We start from the raw sequence: 18,525 nt of genomic DNA, 5'->3' as shown, positions 1-18,525 counted from the left end.
TTGTTAAGTCAACTTTGCGGGGGGATGAGGGAGATGAGGGAGATGAGGGAGATGAGGGAGATGAGGGAGATGAGGGAGATGAGGGAGATGAGGGAGATGAGGGAGCAGGGGGAAAATTCTACCCTTCCCCATGCCCAATGCCCAATGCCCAATGCCCAATGCCCAATGCCCCAAGTCAGTATTTTCCCGGTGTTTCTTCACAGAATCTTCATATAAAAAATGGTGACAACCCGCATACCTAAAATGATATGCTGTGGTAAGTAGATGCACCCTGATGATCTGGAGAGCTGCCTAAGTAGCTCTCTTTTTTATTTGATTTTTGTGGTATTTACGGTTAACTTTATAATAATATTAAAAAGAATTTCCATAAAGTAAGTATTAATCCTTAGATTATAAATTATAGAGTGTACTAAGTAGATGCACCGTGATGATCTGGTGAGCGACCCAAGTGGCTCTCATTTTTTGCTTTTGTCTTTCGTCATAAGAAAGGTAAAAACAATTATGCCAATGGCCAACTAGTGCATTATTATTGCCATCAGTAAATAAACTCACAATAAAAGGGACTGGGAAGCAGGGGAAGTAGAGGGAAACTAATAACTCCTGTACAGACGCGATTAATCGCGTCTCTCCTAACTCCTAACTCAGCACTTTTGCAAAGCACAAATTGACCTATCCAACCTGATAGTTATAAGGAAGAATAATGACAGAAGATTGGCAAAAAATAACAGGTGGCATCACAGCACCAAGGGGGTATCAGGCGGCGGGAATTACCGCAGGGTTGAAACCTTCGGGGTTGCCAGATTTAGCTTTGATATTCTCAGAGGTGGAAGCGATCGCAGCTGGTGTATTTACCACCAGCCAAGTTAAAGCTGCCTGCGTAGAATATTGTCGCCAACGCTTGCAAGCTAAACATAGCGCTCGCGCCATCCTCTGCAACGCCGGACAAGCAAATGCGGCTACAGGGACTCAAGGCTACCTTGATGCTTTAGAATCTGCTATGGCAGTAGCCCAAGCCTTAAACATCTCGTCTGAATCTGTGTTATTGGCTTCCACAGGCGTGATTGGTCAAAGAATTAAGATGGATGCTTTGCGAAGCGGAATTCCCAAGGTAGTAGCAGCACTCTCAGAAACAGGCTCAGATGCCGCCGCCGGAGCAATTATCACTACAGACTTGGTAACAAAATCCATTGCCCTAGAGACAACTATAGGCGAACGCCCGGTACGAATTGGTGGCATTGCCAAAGGTTCCGGTATGATACATCCCAACATGGCAACCATGCTGGCATTTGTGACTTGTGATGCTGTGGTTTCGCCTCACCTTTGGCAGCAAATGTTAGCAAGGGCGGCTGATAGAAGCTTTAATTCCATTACCGTAGATGGTGATACCAGCACCAATGACAGCTTAATTGCCTTGGCAAACGGTCAATCTCGCACTCCAGCAATTACAGAATGGGGCGCAGAAGCAGAGAAATTAGAGGCGATGTTAACAGCAGTTTGCCAGCATTTAGCCAAAGCGATCGCTCGTGATGGTGAAGGCGCAACCTGTCTAATTGAAGTGGAAGTGACAGGCGCTCATGATGAACTCTCAGCTAGACAAATAGCCAAAACCATCGCTGGTTCATCCTTAGTTAAATCTGCAATCTTTGGACGTGACCCCAACTGGGGACGCATCGCCGCCGCCGCCGGACGTGCAGGCGTGCCCTTTGAGCAAGAAAACCTGCAAATTAAACTAGGGAATTTTTTAATGTTAGAAAATGGTCAACCTCTAGAATTTGACCGTGCAGCAGCAAGTGCTTATTTGAAAAAAGCAGTTGTTGATTCTTCCCTCCCCAAAGACTTCATTGCTACCAATAATAGTAATGATTTATCCTTTGATAGAAGCACTATCAAGGCTCAACAAGTAGATAATCCGGTGATCATTGCAGTCAACGTTGGCAATGGTCATGGTTCAGGTAAAGCTTGGGGTTGTGATTTAAGTTACGACTACGTGAGGATTAACGCCGAATATACTACATGAACGACTCACAACTGTTTGCTAGGTTGAGACATTAAAATCTCGTTTACTGGCTGCGATCGCTTTGCCAAATCTAGCTTGATTAATCATTACTACCAACTTCGTAACTATGCTTTAGACTTACTCTTTAACCGCTTTGCCAATGATGACGTAGGTTAAGCTAATCGTCATTCTCCTAACTTCTGACTCTAAAAAATGCTTCCTTCCAGACGAGTTTATTTATTGTTGGTTTTGGGTATAGCGATCGCCCTGATCCTATCCCTTTTTCTCAGCATTACAGCAGCGATCGCCATCACTTTACTATTTGATGCGATCGTTCTCGGATTGATGGTTGTAGATGGTTTACAGGTGCGGCGTTCTCGCGTGCAAATTAGCCGCGAATTACCGTCACGATTATCGATTGGGCGGGATAATCCAGTGGTGCTGAAAGTGACATCGCCAAATACTAACGCCCTAATTGAAATCTGCGATTACTACCCAACAGGGTTTGGCGTATCTGCACCCGCACTCCGGGCGATTGTTCCCAATAACAGCACTCAGGAATTGACGTATACCGTCAAGCCGACACAACGGGGAGAGTTTCCTTGGGGAAATATTCAAGTCCGACAGTTGGGAATTTGGGGATTAGCTTGGGATGATTGGCAAATTCCCCAAAGTCTGCCAGTGAAAGTTTATCCTGATTTAGTGGGATTGCGATCGCTCACAATTCGTCTGACACTGCAATCATCGGGATCAATGCGCCAATCTCGCAAAACTGGTATTGGTACAGAATTTGCCGAACTACGGAACTATCGCACTGGTGACGATTTGCGGTTTATTGATTGGAAAGCTACCGCCCGTCGGGTTGGCGCCTATAGTAATGCAATGCCACTGGTGCGGGTTTTGGAACCAGAACAGGAACAAACATTACTTATCTTGCTTGATCGTGGCCGGTTGATGACAGCAAAAGTGCAGAGTTTGCAGAGATTTGACTGGGGAATGAATGCAACTTTATCCTTAGCTTTGGCGGGGTTACATCGAGGCGATCGCGTGGGAGTTGGTGTATTTGACCGCCAGATGCATACGTGGATTCCCCCAGAACGCGGTCAACATCATTTGAATCAGCTAATTGATCGCCTAACTCCAATTCAACCAGTGTTATTTGAATCTGATTATTTGGGGGCGGTGACAAATGTTTTGCAGCGACAAACTCGCAGGGCGCTTGTAGTGGTGATTACCGACTTAGTTGATGTCACCGCTTCTACAGAACTCCTCGCCGCCCTCTCCAAGCTAGCACCCCGCTATCTCCCGTTTTGCGTGACTCTCCGAGATCCGCAAGTTGATCGTTTGGCACACACCTTCACAGATGATATTACAGATGCTTATGCCCGTGCAGTGGCACTTGATTTATTAATGCAACGACAAGTAGCATTTGCCCATCTGAAACAAAAAGGTGTATTGGTACTAGATGCACCAGCAAATCAAATTGCCGATCAGTTAGTTGAGCGATATCTGCAACTCAAAGCGCGAAATCAACTTTAGCGGCGTTGCATTGATGAATCGGATTGGAGATGCTTAAAATACTACCTCCCATCTCGTGCCGCTTAGGAACGTGGATTAAATAAAATGCAAAACTTCATCCTGTATCTAGCTTCCCTCTCCAATACATCGGAGAGGGATTGAGGGTGAGGTAAGCCAGGGACATAAATTCTATGTTATTTAATTCTTATTCCTTAGTGATGCCAGAGCGCTAAGTAAGTGGGTCAAATTAAATATAAAACCTCACTCTGCCTCCGGCTTCCCTCTCCTTACCAAGGAGAGGGATTGAGGGTGAGGTTTTATCTTATATTTAATTGTGCCTTCCTACTTAATTACAGCAGTTTTCATGTATTTGAACCACATCTGTTGTAGGGGCACAGCATTGCTGTGCCCCTACCGCGTGGTCTATTTACCTGAAAATAGCTGTAAGATTAAACAACCACAAAATTGTTTTTGGTTAGTGACAATCCAGCAGATAATTGTGCAAATTTTATCTGAGTAAACCCAGACGCACTGCCATCTTGGTCAAAATACAGTCCACCTGTGATATTGTCATATATAAATCGTTGATTGGTAACTTCAGTTCTTAAACTTGAGTTTAGTGCTATTTACGATCGCAAAGAACTCACCGAAATTTGAAGTTTTCGGTATCCTTATATATGTCACCCTTGAGGATCACTAATATTTCTCAAAGATTCACCCGATGAAAAGGCTTTTACGTAAGACTTATCTAACTATCTCAGTTAACACTAATTGTATTGAATAATCGAATGCGAGGTGCTATTTTGAACACCTCGCAATCCGTGCCGCTTAGTGAGGGAAAAACCCTAATTCCGATTAAACAACCACAAAATTGTTTTTGGTTAGTGACACTCCAGCAGATAATTGGGCAAATTTTACCTGAGTAAATGCACCCCCACTGCCATCTTGGTCAAAATACAGTCCACCTGTAATATTGTCATAGATAAATCGTTGATTGCTTGTCGTTGCAGATGTTCCGAGGGTAAACTGGTTTGTCTTAAGTGAACCGATTGATAACCCACCACCAAAACCAGCAGCCGATACCTGAATGAATTCATTAGTCGCCTTGAAGTCATAAAGACGATCAATCCCCTCATTGTAACTCTTGAAAACAAAGGTATCAGTCCCAGCTCCTCCATAGAGGGTATCATTACCAAGACCACCTATGAGGATATCATTACCATTGCCACCTGTGAGGATATCATTGCCATTCCCACCATCAAGGGTGTTATTACCAGTGGCGCCAGAGGCAAAGAGAGAATCATTGCCATCGCCACCAAAGAGTAGGTTATTGCCTGTTGAACCGCTAGCACTCAAGGTATCGTTACCTGCACCACCGTTGAGGGTGTTCTTGCCAGTGGAGCGAGAGTCGTATGTGGTGGAGACGTTGCGGGGGTCGTTTTCGTCTCCAGGAGTGTAGCTGTAGTAGCCAGAGATGGAGATATAATCATTGCCATCGCCACCATTGAGCAGGTTATTGCCTGTTGAACCGCCAGCACTCAAGGTATCGTTACCAGCGCCACCGTTGAGGGTGTTATTGCCAGACGAGCGAGAGTCCTGGAAGTCGTAGTCATTTCCTTTGTAGTAGCCAGAGATGGAGAGAGAATCATTGCCATCGTCCCCAGAAAGCAGGTTATTGCCTTTTGAACCCTCAGCACTCAAGTTATCCTGACCTGCACCACCGTTGAGGGTGTTATTGGCAGACGAGCGAGAGTCGTACTCGTCGTCTGGGTATGTGAAGCTGTAGTAGCCAGAGACGGAGAGAGAATCATTGCCATCATCTCCAGAGAGCAGATTCTTGCCTGTTGAACTGTTAGCGCTCAAGTAATCGTCACCAATACCACCGTAGATGGTATTATTACCTGCACCACCAATGAGAGTATCATTCCCCGCACCACCTTGCAGCAAGTCGTTGCCACTCTTACCGTCGATTTTGTCTGCACCGTTACTACCCAGTAGGGTATCATTACCATTAGTGCCAATGATATTTGCCATAACTTTTACTTACCTAAATCAATTTTTTCAGTAACTTCATCAAGTTGCTGTTAGTGCTGTTTTATAGCACTAATAATCTGGGAAAAGTTAACCTTTTCAGCATACTGTCATGTCAACACTTTTCGCTCCGTCGGAAAATGTCTTTAATTTTTAATTGTTAAGTCCTCCTTGTAGGCTATTGCCCGTGGGTGTTTAACTGGAAAATAGGTAACATCTAAATAACCCCACAATGATTAATTACATCCTAATTTACTTAGATGTCTATATTTGAAGAAACATCTTTGCATATTCTTCACACTATTTGCCGGCAAATGTATCTAAAAGTACTGATCTTTGTATAATCTTCATATTTTTTTAGTTGATAAGGAATAAAGAGAACCGTTATAGGTTATCAAAATTACGGACGCAGACATGACCAGACTGAGCCAAGAACACTTGTATTGATCAATTACAGCTATTTTCAGGTAAATAGACCACGCAGGTAGGGGCACAGCATTGCTGTGCCCCTACGACAGATGTGGTTCAAATACATGATTTCTGCTGTAACTTCAATATCCTTGGAGCCACTACTTCCAAGTTAATGCTATCTATTCTAAATAATCCGATAACAGCCTATTCGTTTCATTGAAAGCGGCGGGAAACTCCATCCGCAGCTGTCTGTAGAGAGATAGCCGCCCCGCCGCTTTAGTCCTGCCGTCAAAAGTCATTGGTCATTGGTACTAATGACTAATGACTAATGACTAATGACTAATGACTAATGACTAATGACTAATGACTAATGACTAATGACTAATGACTCCACCCACAAGGGGATGGAGTTTTTTATAGTTATTATGTACTATTTTTTCCGGTGGAATAGTTGAAGGTGCCGAATGTGAGTTCTAGTTGACTCAGACCTGTCAAGCTACCACATAACAATACTTGGTCGCTAACTCGCAAGTCCATGCCGCCATCAGGATAGCGGATAAACTTACCATCTCGCCGGATCGCCTGTACTTGTACTCCGTATTGCTTGCCGATATCTAAATCTGCAAGGGTTTTACCTAGCGTTGGCGCATCTGCATTAACTGTAATCCACTGACAAGCACTATTTTCTCCGGGAACAGCAGCTTGTCCCTTGGCGAATTCTGCTAAAGCTGCTAGTTCTTCATCTGCTCCCACTACTAGCAAGCGATCGCCATCTTCCAATTTGGTTTGATTATTGGGATAATCGATTTCATCCCCGTTAACGCGGCGAATTGCCATCAAACTCGCTCCTGTTAAATAGCGCATATCTGCTTCTTCTAAGGTCATGCCAGTTAAGGGCGAATCAGATGGTAAAGGATACCAGCGCTGATTTAAATCGCGGGTTGCTTGGCGCAAATCACGAGCAACTTCAGTTGCAGAACGCTCTGGCCGCAATTCTAAATAATGATCGTTGCGGATTTGCTGCATTTCTCGTTGGATGACATCTGGCGACAACAAGCCTAAGCCAGTTAATAAATGAGTTGCCATTTCTAAGCTGGCTTCAAACTCTGGTTGCACAACTTCTCTGGCTCCTAATTGATACAGCACTTCAATATTTTTATCCTGGGTAGCACGGACAACCAAATCTAATTCTGGGCGCAATTCTAAAGCGCGTTTTAAGCAAAGACGCGTACTCATGGGGTCTGGAAGTGCGATCGCCATTCCTTTGGCATGATTCACCCCGGCGGTTTCCAGAACGTGTAAACTCACGCAATTGCCATAGACATAAGACACCCCAGCCTCACGTAACTGCTGAATTCTACTTTCTGATTGGTCGATTACTACCACAGGTAGGTCGTGTTGCAGCAACAATTTCACTAAATTTTTGCCGACTCGCCCATAGCCACAGACTACTACATGGTCTTTGAAGGGCAAATCTTCTGATACATCCCGCGCCTCTTGTTCTTCTAAATACGGTTTCAACCAGGGGATTGATTCGGCAAAGTTAAATAAAAATGGCACTAACCGCAGCACAAATGGGGTAAGCATGAGTGTGACTGCGGTGGTTCCCAAAATTAATAAGTATATTTGGTGGGACACCAGCCCCAAAGACTGCCCTTCACTAGCGAGAACAAATGAAAATTCCCCAATTTGCGCCAGTCCCAAACCGGCGATGATGGCTGTTTTCAACGGGTAGCGGAATAGTTTCACTAGGGGGGTGATAATCAAAAATTTACCGACGAAAACTAGTGCCACTAACCCTAAAATTAATTCTAGGTTGTTCCATAAAAACACTGGGTCAATTAACATCCCAATGGCAGCAAAAAATAAACTGGCAAAGATATCTCGCAGTGGTTCGACATAAGTCAGGGTTTGATCGGCGTATTCCACCTCAGAAATCATCAAACCTGCGACAAATGCCCCCATTTCAATCGACAGCCCCAAATGTTCTGTCAGCAAGGCAATGCCCAAACATAAAGCTACAACCCCTAATAAAAATAGTTCTTTACTTTCGGTACTGGCTAACAGTCGCAACAAAGGCGGTATTAGCCAAATCCCCGCAGCGATCGCCCCAGCAGCAAATAAACCAATCAAAGCTAGGGCTGTTAGTACGGCGATACCAATGGTTTCTGCTGGCTGGTTGAGGGCTGGTAAGACTGCTAACATCAGTCCTAGTGCCAAGTCCTGTACTACCAAAATACCCAGCATCACTTGCCCGTGGGGTGTTTCTGTTTCGTTATCTTCCATCAAGCACTTGAGGACAACGGCTGTGGAAGACAAGGACAAAATACACCCCAAAAACATCCCCTTAGCAGGTAAAGTTCCCCAGGCTCCGGTTAACCCGCATACTACAACTGTTACTAAAATTGTTAGAGCAATCTGGAGTCCACCGCCACCAAGAGCGATCGCTTTTACCTTCTTGAGTTCCGCAAAGGAAAATTCTACACCCAAGGCGAATAACAAAAAGGCAACCCCGAACTGTGCCAGAGTCTCTACTTGAATAATTTCTTTAATCAGTCCCAGTCCGGCTGGCCCAATGATTATCCCGCCAATCAGATATCCTAGCAGTACGGGTTGTCGCAAAAGTGCTGCCAACAGTCCGCCACAGGCTGCAACGCCTAGAACTAAAACTAAATCAACAATTAACCTAAAATCTTCTTCCACCAGTTTTAAAAGAACTATTAAGACCTATTAATTTAGGATACAAAGTTTTATGATTTCAAGGCTATTGAGGGTTGAAATTTAAACGCAAAGGGGCGCAGAGGGAAGCGCAGAGGCACGCAGGGAATTCGCTACGAATTAATCAAATGCTGTACTTAGCGATCGCCTATCCAATTCCTCTGACTCACACCGGATGCGGAAATCGCCAGTATAATAACTAATTCGGTGGCTTATTGTAGTATGAATAATCGGTGTAAAGTTAAGGCTACAGCTTGTTTTCAGATAAATGGTCATGTTTGAACGATATGAAGACGAGGGACATACTATATTTCATGGCGATGCCCTACATATTTTGTCTAGTGAGATTTCCTCTGAATCTGTAGATATTGTTTTTATCGATCCTCCCTACAACATCGGAAAACGGTTTTCAAATTTCTACGACAAATGGGAGTCTGAGGAGGAGTATGCGAAGTGGGCATATAAATTACTTGATGAATGTCTTCGGATATTGAAGCCAAATGGAACCCTATATGTGATGACAAGCACTCAAGCGATGCCATACTTTGACCTTTACTTAAGGCAGAAAATAGTAATTCTTAGCCGAATTGTTTGGCATTACGATAGTTCTGGAGTTCAAGCAACAAAATACTTCGGCTCAATGTATGAGCCAATACTTCACTGTGTTAAAGACAGAAGCAATTATATTTTCAATTCAGGTGATATTAAAATAGCAGCAAAAACAGGCGCACAGAGGAAGTTGATTGATTATAGAAAACCTGTTCCAAGCCTATACAATACACAAAAAGTACCTGGTAATGTCTGGTACTTTCCTCGTGTGAGATATCGAATGGAAGAATATGAAAATCATCCCTCACAAAAACCCGAATCATTACTAGAGAGAATTATTCTTGCAAGTAGTAATCAGGGTAGTATTGTGCTTGATCCATTCGCAGGAACTTTTACATCTGCTGCTGTGGCAAAACGTTTAGGGCGGATTTCTATTAGTATAGAATCTCAAGAAGAATATCTGAGAATTGGTCTGAGACGTGTTCTCGGATGGAAAGAATACAAAGGAGAAAAGTTATTATCTCCGCAAAAGAACAATAGTATAAAAAACAAAAATGGGCAAAAAATCAACGCCCAAACAGGGGAAGTTTTTTGATGCCGATAGTAGAGCATAAATTCACAAAATTAGTTAATCGCCAAAGTTAAAATGAGGACAATTAAATCTTAGGCGAGCTAAGGGCACTCAGTAGCAGCAGTGACCACGGCAGTTTAATATCAGGTATGAGCCATGAATACTTTCTCAGTACAGGTAGTGCAGCCGGCAACACAAAACGCAGAGAGCGTAACGATGCAGGCCGATGGCCATTTTCATCTACAATTCCATATTGCTTGGCTAGTTCGGCAACAATCTGCACACGTCCTGTACGGGGCATGAGATTTGGCTGACAAGCAAGTGCAGCAATCACCCGTCCAGTTAATAAGGGAGTTTCCCAGTTGTAGCGATCGCTGATGAATGAGTTATTCTTTTCGGTAGCATTGGTTTGATTCATTTGGGAAGCAAAACGGGAAAAAAGCTCAGTACCAACAATACCTGGCCAAATGGAAACAGAAGCGACATTATAGGGTTTTAACTCAACAGCCATATCAGCTGCTAGGCGATCGCAAGCTGCTTTACCAGCACCATAAGCTATATTAAAAAAATAAGACATACTACCCCATGAGGAAATGGTGCAAATTAGTCCAGAGTTACGCTTGGTCATCATTCGGGCAGCAAAAATACTCGCAACATAGTGACTACGAAGACCAACGTTGTTGCAAGCATCCCAAAGACTTGGTTCAAAATCCCAAAAAGGCTGCCCATAAGCGTCTTTTATTGCCTGAACTCCTGAGTAAGCATTATTCACCAATAGGTCGAGTTGTCCATCCTGCTCATCTTGGATGCGTTCAAACAATAAACGCACGTGCTGATCGTCGCTGTGGTCTACTTGGACAGGAATGCACACACCACCAACTTCCTCTATGGCTGATTGGGTTTCACTAAGACTCCCTGAAACTGCATCACTCGATGAGTTGTTGAGGCTGCGACCTGTGACGTAGACAGTTGCACCAGCCTCAGCCAAGCCTATAGCAATTCCTCTACCAATTCCCCGTGTAGCACCTGTTACCAATGCCACTTTCCCCTCAAGGTGTTTCATGATCGCTTTTTTCTGCGGTTAACGATATAGCCAAACACGCAACAGTGAAAGCAATTGTTCGGTATCTACGGGTTTGGTGATGTAGTCTGAGGCGCCGGCTTCAATACACTTCTCACGATCGCCTTGCATGGCTTTAGCGGTCAGTGCAATAATCGGCAAAGATTTAAATTGCTCGTTTTGGCGGATTAAGCGTGTTGTTTCGTAACCATCCATTTCTGGCATCATTACATCCATCAAAACGACATCAATATCTGGTGTACTTTCTAACAGAGTAATCCCCTCTCTGCCATTTTCAGCATATAAAACCTGTATGTGATAACGCTCCAACATACTGGTAAGGGCGAAGATATTACGCATATCGTCATCGACAATTAGCGCTTTCTTGCCAGTGAGTAAGTAGTCTATGGAATGCAGTTGTTCGAGTATTTGTCGTTTGGTTGCAGGTAAATTTGCTTGGACTCGGTGTAAAAATAATGCTGTTTCATCGAGGAGACGTTCGGGCGATCGCACATCTTTAATGATGATTGTCTCTGCAATCCGTCTGAGTTCCGTTTCTTGAGCTTTGCTAATTTCTCTACCAGTATAGACAATAATTGGTAAAGTTTTACCGTGAGGTAGAAGCTTTATCTGGTCGATCAGTTCAAACCCTGTCATGTCGGGTAGCCCTAAATCGAGAACGAGGCAATCAAAATGCTGTGAGCGAATAGCTTCTAGGGCTGCTGCACCCGTAGCAACAGCAGTGGTCGAAACATCACTGTTACCAATCAACTCCACAATACTAAGGCGTTGAGTGTCGTCGTCTTCGACTACCAACAAATTTTTCACTTGGCGCTCAACAAAACCTTTAATTTTTGTCAACGCCTCGGATATGATCTCGCTGGTTAAGGGTTTTTGCAGATATGCGATCGCACCTAGTTGCAAACCGCGTTGTCTCCCTTCCTCAACTGTCATAATATGTACGGGAATGTGACGGGTATTTGGGTCATGTTTTAGGCGATCCAATACCGTCCAACCATCCATTTCGGGCAATCGGATATCTAGCAAAATGGCTGAAGGCAAGAATTGCTGCGCTAACATCAAACCTGTACTCCCGGTTTGGGCAGTGATTACCTTGAATCCGTGCTGTTGCGCCATCTCTAGAAGGATACGCGCAAAATTAACGTCATCTTCAACAATTAGTAACACGCGATCGCCTCTTTCAATAGTAGTGCGATCGTCATTAATCATTGTAGAGACGCGATTCATCGCGTCTGTATTAGACCCGATTAATCGCGTCTGTGTTGACTCAGGACTCAGGACTCGGAACTCGGAACTCAATTGTGGTAAGTAGAATGTAAAGGTGCTACCTTGAGCGGGTTGACTGATTAGTTTAATTTCGCCGCCAAAGAGACGGGCGATTTCGCGGCTAATTGATAAGCCTAATCCGGTGCCGCCGTATCTCCGACTCGTAGAGCCATCGGCTTGCTGAAATGCCTCGAAAATCACTTTTTGCTTTTCGGGGGCAATGCCAATGCCTGTATCGCTGACTGAGAAGGCAATCACAAGCTGGGCGCGATTTAAAGTTTCCTGATCGTTGCTCCATCCCTGCTTCGCTACCGCAATCCGTAAACGTACCTCCCCATGCTCTGTAAATTTAAAAGCGTTGGAGAGCAGGTTTTTCAACACCTGTTGTAAGCGTTTGACATCTGTATATATAGTCAGTGGCAATTCGGGAGTAAATTCAATTGCAAATGCCAGTCCTTTGCTCTGAGCGATTTCTCGGAAGGTACGCTCAGTTTGTTCGCCCAACTCTGTCAATGGCATTTGGGTCATGTCAATTGACATCGTTCCAGATTCAATTTTAGCGAGATCCAGAATGTCATTGATTAAGGTCAATAAATCAGTACCGGCTGAGTAAATTGTCTGGCTGTATTCGACTTGTTTATTGGTGAGGTTGCGATCGATATTATCTGTTAATAACTTCGCTAAAATTAACAAGCTGTTTAGCGGTGTCCGCAGTTCATGGGACATATTGGCGAGAAATTCTGATTTGTATTTTGAGGAAAGCGCGAGTTGTTCAGCCTTGTCTTCTAAAGACAGCCTTGCTTGTTCAATTTCCCGATTTTTGCGCTCGACTTCTTTCTTCTGCATCGCCAACAATTCTGCTTTTTCTTCTAATTCAGCGTTGGTTTGTTGCAGTTCCTCTTGCTGTCCTTTGAGTAAATCTTCGGAAGTTTTGAGTGATTGGGCTTGTTGTTCTAAACGCTTGTTGGTTTCCCGGAGTTCATTTTGCTGGGTTTGGAGTTCTTCAGCCAAAGATTGCGACTGCTTGAGTAATTCTTCAGTTCGCATGGATGCGGCGATCGTGTTCAGGACGATCGCTATACTTTCGGTAAGTTGGTCGAAGAATGTCAAATGAATTTCGCTAAAGCGGCGGAAGGATGCTAATTCTATGACTGCTGTCACTTGTCCCTCAAAAAGCACAGGTAACACCACAGCATTAAGTGGAGTTGCTTCTCCTAAACCAGAACCAATTCTTATATAATCACTTGGTACATCTGTCAACAGTATTCGCTCTTTTTCTAAAGCGCATTGTCCCACCAAACCTTCACCCAATTGGAAGCGGTTAGCTAAATGTCTGCGTTCGCGGTAAGCGTAGCTACTAATTAGTTTTAAATACGGTGTATGTTCGAGAGAGTCCATCAGGAAGAATACGCCGTGTTGCGCTCCTACTAATGGTGCTAGTTCTGAGAGAATTAGTTTAGATACGGTTTCTAAGTCTCGCTGACCTTGGAGCATTCGGGTAAACTTGGCTAAGTTAGTTTTCAACCAGTCTTGTTCGGTGTTTTTCTGCGTTGTCTCCCGCAGATTTGCAATCATCTGGTTGATGTTGTCTTTGAGTATCGCAACTTCCCCTAGTGCTTCGACGGCAATTGAACGAGTTAAATCGCCCTTAGTTACAGCTGTAGCAACTTCTGCGATCGCTCGCAACTGGGTAGTAAGTGTAGCAGCAAGTTCATTTACATTATCTGTCAAATCTTTCCAAGTCCCAGCCGCCCCAGGTACTCTAGCTTGTCCGCCTAATTTCCCTTCGATTCCCACTTCTCGCGCCACGGTGGTTACTTGATTGGCAAAGGTCGCCAGGGTATCAATCATTTCGTTGATTGTCTCTGCCAAAGTTTCAATTTCTCCCTTGGCATCTAACATTAGTTTCCGTTTCAAGTCACCGTTGGCAACTGCCGTTACAACTCTGGCAATCCCGCGCACTTGTGCCGTTAAATTCCCCGCCATCGAGTTAACGTTATCAGTTAAATCTTTCCAAGTCCCGGCAACACCTTGAACTTGCGCTTGTCCGCCCAACTTACCTTCAGTTCCCACTTCCCGCGCCACCCGCGTTACTTCACTTGCAAAGGAACTGAGTTGATCAACCATTGTATTGGTTGTATTCTTCAAATCCAAAATTTCGCCTTTGGCATCGACGGTAATTTTCTTCGATAAGTCGCCATTTGCTACGGCTTTCGTCACTTCGGCGATGTTGCGAACTTGTCCGGTGAGGTTCCCCGCCATTGAGTTTACATTATCCGTCAAATCTTTCCAAGTTCCGGCAACTCCTCTGACGTAAGCTTGCACACCAAGTTTCCCTTCCGTTCCCACCTCACGGGCAACCCTGGTAACTTCTGATGCAAAGGAATTAAGTTGATCTACCATTGTGTTAATGGTGTTCTTAAGTTCCTGAATTTCCCCTTTCACATCAACAGTGATTTTCTTCGAGAGGTCGCCGTTTGCTACAGCTGTAGTAACTTCGGCAATGTTTCGCACTTGTGCCGTCAAACTTCCCGCCATGAAGTTTACACTATCAGTTAAATCTTTCCAAGTTCCGGCGACACCTTTAACTTCTGCTTGTACGCCCAACTTCCCTTCAGTTCCCACCTCACGCGCAACTCTTGTAACTTCACTTGCAAAGGAATTAAGTTGATCTACCATCGTGTTAACGGTATTCTTCAACTCTAAAATTTCACCTTTGACATTAACGGAGATTTTTTTAGATAAGTCGCCATTAGCTACGGCGGTGGTGACGGCGGCAATGTTTCGCACCTGTGCCGTTAAGCTTCCCGCCATGAAGTTTACGCTGTCGGTTAAATCTTTCCAAGTTCCAGCTACGCCGCGCACATCTGCTTGCACGCCTAGTTTACCCTCGCTTCCCACCTCACGCGCAACTCTTGTGACTTCCGATGCAAAAGAATTTAGTTGATCCACCATTATATTGATGGTATTCTTAAGTTCTAGAATTTCGCCTTTGACAGCAACAGTAATTTTTTTCGATAAGTCACCATTTGCGATCGCAGTCGTAACTTCAGCAATGTTCCGCACCTGCGCCGTCAAGCTTCCCGCCATGAAGTTTACGCTGTCAGTCAAATCTTTCCAAGTTCCAGCAACGTCTTTCACTTCCGCTTGGACACCCAATTTACCTTCAGTTCCCACTTCACGGGCGACTCTTGTAACTTCACTTGCAAAGGAACTGAGTTGATCTACCATCGTGTTAATGGTATTTTTCAACTCCAGAATTTCACCTTTCACATCAACAGTGATTTTCTTAGAAAGGTCGCCGGTTGCAACGGCGGTTGTCACTTCGGCAATGTTCCGCACCTGTGCCGTTAAGCTTCCCGCCATAAAATTCACACTATCAGTCAAATCTTTCCAAGTTCCAGCCACGTCGCGCACTTCTGCTTGAACGCCCAGTTTACCTTCACTTCCCACCTCCCGCGCAACTCTTGTAACTTCTGATGCAAAAGAATTAAGTTGATCTACCATTGTGTTGATGGTATTTTTCAACTCCAGAATTTCACCTTTCACATCAACAGTGATTTTCTTGGAAAGGTCGCCTGTTGCAACGGCGGTAGTCACTTCGGCAATGTTCCGTACCTGTGCCGTTAAACTTCCCGCCATAAAGTTTACGCTGTCAGTTAAATCTTTCCAAGTTCCAGCCACGCCGCGCACATCGGCTTGGACACCTAGTTTACCTTCACTACCCACCTCACGAGCAACCCGCGTTACTTCACTTGCAAAAGAACTGAGTTGATCCACCATTATATTGATGGTATTCTTAAGTTCGAGAATTTCACCTCTGACATCGACGGTGATTTTTTTAGATAGATCACCATTGGCGATCGCAGTAGCAACTTCGGCAATATTTCGCACCTGTCCAGTAAGATTACCCGCCATTAAGTTAACGTTGTCAGTTAAATCTTTCCAAGTCCCCGCTACTCCGCGAACTTCTGCTTGTACGCCCAACTTCCCTTCAGTTCCCACCTCACGGGCAACTCTTGTCACTTCCGATGCAAAGGAATTCAGTTGATCTACCATTGTATTGATAGTGTTCTTCAACTCCAGAATTTCGCCTTTCACATCCACAGTAATTTTCTTAGATAAATCGCCATTCGCCACCGCCGTTGTCACTTCCGCAATATTCCGCACCTGTGCCGTCAAACTTCCCGCCATGAAATTCACACTATCGGTAAGGTCTTTCCACGTACCCGCTACCCCGCGCACTTCTGCTTGACCGCCCAATTTTCCTTCAGCACCCACCTCACGAGCAACTCTTGTTACTTCCGATGCAAAGGAATTAAGTTGATCCACCATGATGTTAACGGTGTTTTTCAACTCTAAAATTTCGCCTTTGACATCCACAGTAATTTTCTTGGATAAGTCGCCATTAGCTACCGCCGTTGTCACTTCCGCAATGTTACGGACTTGGGCAGTAAGATTCCCTGCCATCAAATTAACGTTGTCAGTTAAATCTTTCCAAGTTCCTGCAACTCCTTTAACTTCAGCTTGCACGCCCAACTTCCCTTCAGTTCCCACCTCACGGGCAACTCGCGTTACTTCCGATGCAAAAGAATTAAGCTGATCCACCATCGTATTGACGGTGTTTTTTAGTTCCAGAATCTCGCCTTTCACATTGACGGTGATTTTTTTGGATAAGTCACCATTTGCGATCGCAGTGGCAACTTCCGCAATGTTGCGAACTTGTCCGGTGAGATTACCCGCCATCAAGTTAACGTTATCAGTCAAATCTTTCCAAGTTCCAGCCACACCTTGTACTTCGGCTTGAACACCCAACTTACCTTCAGTTCCCACCTCACGCGCTACCCGCGTTACTTCCGATGCAAAGGAACCAAGCCGATCTACCATTGTGTTAACGATATTAGCAGTTTGAAGAAACTCACCTTGCAAGGGTCTGCCGTCAATTTCTGTAGCGATCGTTTGCGATAAGTCACCATTAGCGACCGCTCGAATTACCCGAGTAGTTTCAGCTGTCGGTTGGACTAAATCTTTAATCAGAGTATTGACAGAAGTAACACAATCTGACCAAGAACCGCGAACATCTCCGAGAGAGGCGCGATCGGCAATTTTGCCTTCTTTGCCGACAACATTACCAATTCGCTGTAATTCCGCCGCCATCCGCTCATTTTGATCAATAATATCATTAAGCGTATCAGCTATTTTCCCCGCCACACCAGTATGATCTATAGGCATCCGAGCCGAGAAGTCACCTTGTTTAACAGCATTCAGCGTTCTTAGTAGCTGATTTAAATCTAGATTGTCGCTGTCTCTAGTTAACTGTTCGGTTGCCATAGCCTTATCCTGAGATTTATTCTTTAAAAGTTTTTTGTATTTTTTCCACCCTGTACCTGCTTAAGGTACTTTCAGGTAATGCTTAACGCTTCTTGACCTTTGGGCAATGGTTGAGTTAATTTTAACCCTGATACAGCTGCTCTTTAGCTAGTAGTGCTGCTAGCCCTCTCTGAAGTATCATGATCAATCATAGCTAGCTGGCAAATATTTCTCCAGAAACCCAAAGAGTAAGCAAATTGGGGAATTTAAGAAAATTTTTATGGTCGCTGATCAAATCTCTGCTTTCCTCTCTGCGTTCTCCGTGCCTCTGCGGTTTAAAAGTTATTTATTGAACCACTCCAGGTACAGAGAACACAGAGAAAAGAGGAATTATTATCCAAAAATTTTACCCACCTTGAAAGGGCTAGATTATCGGATTTATCCATTGACAATAAATACCAAATATGTATGACGTGAAAAACCAGATCTTTCGTAGGGGTAAAGCGCATTGCTCATTGGTGTCAACTTAACGTGAAACCCTTGTCAAAACGTGATATTGAGTTCATTCACTGACCATTACTCAACGCGTTACCCCACCCTAACCCTCCCCTTATAAAGGGGAGGGAACCGGATTTTCTTTTTTCCCCCCAATACATCGGGGGGACTAAGGGGGGTAAAACGCCTGTGGGATAAGCGTTTAGGCTTAAGTTGACACCAATGGCGAGACGCCCACCCCACAAGATTGGGTAATTTATTTATTGGAAGTCCCTAATAGGACTTACGCATTGACAAGGTTGCCAAAAAGTGAAGTAAGTGAAAACAAGGAAATTTTCAGGCGATCGCTACGGACTTGTGTTGTAAACCAAGAGGCTCGTCTTCTGAACCAAGAGGCTCGTCTTCTGAACCAAGAGGCTCGTCTTCTGAACCAAGAGGCTCCTCTTCTGAACCAAGAGGCTCGTCTTCTGAACCAAGAGCCTCCTCTTCTGAACCAAGAGCCTCCTCTTCTGAACCAAGAGCCTCCTCTTCTGAACCAAGAGCCTCCTCTTCTGAACCAAGAGCCTCCTCTTCTGAACC

Annotated in this window: 10 protein-coding genes; 4 read left to right on the top strand and 6 right to left on the bottom strand. The window is 44.4% G+C overall.

Annotated features, from left to right (window positions below):
• The first annotated feature begins 14 nt into the window (after positions 1–14).
• The 3 genes from V7K27_RS07045 (at position 15) to V7K27_RS07035 (ending at position 3,535) form a co-directional block, all read left to right on the top strand.
• Positions 15–242 carry a hypothetical protein gene (locus V7K27_RS07045; protein WP_334945639.1) on the top strand — a complete coding sequence of 76 codons (228 nt, stop codon included), beginning with the start codon at positions 15–17 and terminating at the stop codon, positions 240–242.
• 458 nt (positions 243–700) lie between these two features.
• Positions 701–2,017, top strand: a complete 1,317-nt coding sequence (argJ, locus tag V7K27_RS07040; protein ID WP_334945637.1) for a bifunctional ornithine acetyltransferase/N-acetylglutamate synthase — start codon at positions 701–703, stop codon at positions 2,015–2,017.
• 192 nt (positions 2,018–2,209) lie between these two features.
• The gene (locus tag V7K27_RS07035) at positions 2,210–3,535 is read left to right on the top strand and encodes a DUF58 domain-containing protein (RefSeq protein WP_334945635.1); all 1,326 of its coding nucleotides are present in this window, start codon (positions 2,210–2,212) and stop codon (positions 3,533–3,535) included.
• A gap of 834 nt (positions 3,536–4,369) precedes the next feature.
• Here the strand turns inward: V7K27_RS07035 and V7K27_RS07030 are convergent.
• From V7K27_RS07030 to V7K27_RS07020, 3 genes are all read right to left on the bottom strand, one after another.
• Positions 4,370–5,548 (bottom strand): calcium-binding protein, encoded by a 1,179-nt coding sequence (locus V7K27_RS07030; RefSeq protein ID WP_334945634.1) that lies wholly within the window; start codon positions 5,546–5,548, stop codon positions 4,370–4,372.
• 831 nt (positions 5,549–6,379) lie between these two features.
• On the bottom strand, positions 6,380–8,659 hold the full coding sequence (locus tag V7K27_RS07025; protein ID WP_334945632.1) for a cation:proton antiporter domain-containing protein: 2,280 nt from the start codon (positions 8,657–8,659) through the stop codon (positions 6,380–6,382).
• Between the two features lie 135 nt (positions 8,660–8,794).
• The gene (locus V7K27_RS07020) at positions 8,795–8,950 is read right to left on the bottom strand and encodes a hypothetical protein (RefSeq protein ID WP_334945630.1); all 156 of its coding nucleotides are present in this window, start codon (positions 8,948–8,950) and stop codon (positions 8,795–8,797) included.
• Here V7K27_RS07020 and yhdJ point away from each other — a divergent pair.
• On the top strand, positions 8,949–9,818 hold the full coding sequence (gene yhdJ, locus V7K27_RS07015; protein ID WP_334945628.1) for an adenine-specific DNA-methyltransferase: 870 nt from the start codon (positions 8,949–8,951) through the stop codon (positions 9,816–9,818). The two genes, V7K27_RS07020 and yhdJ, sit on opposite strands and share 2 nt — an antisense overlap.
• Before the next feature lie 61 nt (positions 9,819–9,879).
• Here the strand turns inward: yhdJ and V7K27_RS07010 are convergent, their stop codons facing one another.
• The 3 genes from V7K27_RS07010 to V7K27_RS07000 form a co-directional block, all read right to left on the bottom strand.
• The gene (locus tag V7K27_RS07010; protein WP_334945626.1) at positions 9,880–10,857 is read right to left on the bottom strand and encodes an SDR family NAD(P)-dependent oxidoreductase; all 978 of its coding nucleotides are present in this window, start codon (positions 10,855–10,857) and stop codon (positions 9,880–9,882) included.
• A gap of 18 nt (positions 10,858–10,875) precedes the next feature.
• Positions 10,876–17,472 (bottom strand): HAMP domain-containing protein, encoded by a 6,597-nt coding sequence (locus V7K27_RS07005; RefSeq protein ID WP_334945624.1) that lies wholly within the window; start codon positions 17,470–17,472, stop codon positions 10,876–10,878.
• Between the two features lie 810 nt (positions 17,473–18,282).
• Positions 18,283–18,525 (bottom strand): hypothetical protein (locus tag V7K27_RS07000; protein WP_334945622.1); only part of this gene is annotated, 243 nt, incomplete at its 5' end.

Origin of the sequence: Nostoc sp. (assembly GCF_036919575.1) — a bacterium.
In the GTDB taxonomy this organism is placed as follows: Bacteria; Cyanobacteriota; Cyanobacteriia; order Cyanobacteriales; family Nostocaceae; genus Nostoc.
The sequence above is the reverse complement of the archived record's forward strand: the minus strand, read 5'-3'. Positions and strand labels throughout refer to the sequence as shown.